The sequence below is a fragment of the Kitasatospora sp. NPDC004240 genome, from assembly GCF_053603215.1.
Genome location: NZ_JBSGFD010000422.1, coordinates 1 through 2,209, shown reverse-complemented (window position 1 = coordinate 2,209; position 2,209 = coordinate 1). Strand labels below are relative to the sequence as shown.

The following is a 2,209-nucleotide window of genomic DNA, read 5'->3' as shown; positions in this document are numbered from 1 at the left end:
CCGCTGCGTGAGCCGCTGCCGTTCGGCCCGGTGGCCGACGCACTGCGCGCGGCCGTTCCGCAGGCCGCGCGGGCGGGGCCGTTGCCCCAGGTGGCTGGGGTGCTGTCGGCGCTGGTGCCGGATCTCGCCGGCCTCCTCCCCGAACCGGCCGGGGACCTGGAGGCGGTGGGGCAGCGTCCGACGGTCGCGGCCGGGGTGCGTGCCGTACTCACCGCGGTCGCCCCGGTGGTGCTGGTGGTGGAGGACCTGCATTGGGCGGACGAGGCGACCAGGGATCTGCTGCTGCTTCTCGCCCGTGACCTGCCCGCGCGGGCCGGGCTGCTGCTGACCTACCGGGCCGAGGACCTGCCACCCGGCATGCCGCTGCTCGGAGCCCCCTACAGCCTCCCGGCGGGCACGGCCGGCGCGGAGATCACGCTGCCGGCGCTGGGCGAGGCGGACCTGGCGGCGATGGCGCGCGGCGCGCTCGGCGCGCAGGCCACACCCGCACTGGCCAGGGCCCTGCTGCAGCGCAGCGGCGGCCTGCCGCTGGTGGTCGCGGAGGACCTGCTGACCCTCACCGCCGCCACCTCCGCAGGCTCGGTGGCACCGGATGCGCAGGCGCTGACGGAGCTGGGGGTGTCGAGGAGTCTGCGGGAGATCATCGGGCAGCGCCTGGACCGGCTCCCGCCCGGGGCGGTGGCGCTGGCGGGCGGGGCCGCGGTGCTGGCGGTGCCGGCCTCCGAGCGGCTTCTCGGGCGGATGGCCGCCCTGCCGGACGAACAGGAGGCGGCCGACGCCCTGACCGGGGCGCTGGCCGGCTCGGTGCTGCACGAGCTCGGCCCGGACCACTACGGCTTCGCCCACGTGCTGGCCGGCCGGGCGGTGTACGAGTCACTGCCCGGCCCGGTGCGGATACGGCTGCATCGCAGAGCCGTGGAGGCGCTGCGGGAGCTGGCCGATCCGCCGCTGGTGCAGATCGCCCACCATCTGCGGCAGACCGGCGACGTGGAGGGGTGGCTGGAACAGGCCGAGGCGGCAGCCGTCCAGGCGGAGTCGATGGGCGACTCGGGCACGGCCGCGGCGCTGCTGCGGCAGGTGCTGGAGCAGCCGGGTCTGGCACCGGAGCGGGTGGCGCGTGTGGCCCTCGCGCTGAGCCGCGCGGCGCAGTTCGGCACGAACTACGAGCACACCGTCGCCTCGATGCGCCGCATCCTGGCGACGCCGGGGCTGTCGGCCGCGACGCGGGGCGAGATCCGGATGAAGCTGGGTCTGCTCATGTACAACCTGGGCGGGGACCCGGGTGGTGTCGCGGAGCTGGCGAAGGCCGTCCCGGAGCTGGAGCAGGGGCCGCCGGAGCCGCTGGCCCGCGCTCTGTCCATCCTCGCCTCCCATTCCCCGGACGGCGGCACCGCGGTCGAGCAGACCGCGCAGCTGGAGCGGGCGATGGCGCTGGTCGCGGACAGCGAGGACGAGGAGAACCGCTCGGCTGTGACGGCTGCCTACCTGGACGCGTTGGGCGAGCACAACGACGCGCGTGCGCCGGCCCTGCTGGCGGCTCTGCCCCGGGTGCACGAGAGCCTGGAGGTGGTCCGCTGCACCGTGGCGGCGCTCGGCAACGCTGTCGAGTGGGCGCTCAACGGAGGCGGCGACGAGGCGGCGGCCGGCTATCTGGCGGAGGCCGCCGCGCTGGCGTTGCGCTACGACATGCCGCTGTTCGTGATGTACACCGACTCCTACCGGATGATGCTGCGGTGGCTGGCGGGCGAATGGGAGGTCTTCGAGCAGGACGTGGAGGACTTCCGCCACCGGCACGTGCAGAACCCGCTCGTCACCGGCGGGCTGCTCGGCACCGCCCAGGGGGTGAGCGCCGCCGCGCGGGGCCGCACCGCCCGGGCCGTGGCCCATCTGGAGACGGCACTCACCCAGGACGGGGCGACGACGATGAGCATCCCGCCGGCCGCCGCCCTGGCCCGCATCCGGCTCGCCGCAGGAGACGCCGACGGCGCGTGGCAGGCCCTCACAGGCCCGCCCGACATGCTCGGCTTCGTGGTACGGCGCGAATGCTGGACCCACTCCTGGGACCTGGTCCCCACCGCCGTCGAGATCCTCCTCGAACGCGGCGATCGGGCCCAGGCCGAGGAACTGGCCGGGCAGCACGCCGCCGGCATGGCAGGCCGACTGGCTCCCGGGTCGGTGGCGGAGGCCGCACTGTGCCGCGGCCTGCTCG

At 75.7% G+C, this 2,209-nt stretch carries 1 protein-coding gene; it reads left to right on the top strand.

Annotated elements, in window-relative coordinates:
- Positions 1 to 2,209 (top strand): LuxR family transcriptional regulator (locus tag ACWEQL_RS42220; RefSeq protein ID WP_452156901.1); only part of this gene is annotated, 2,209 nt, incomplete at both ends.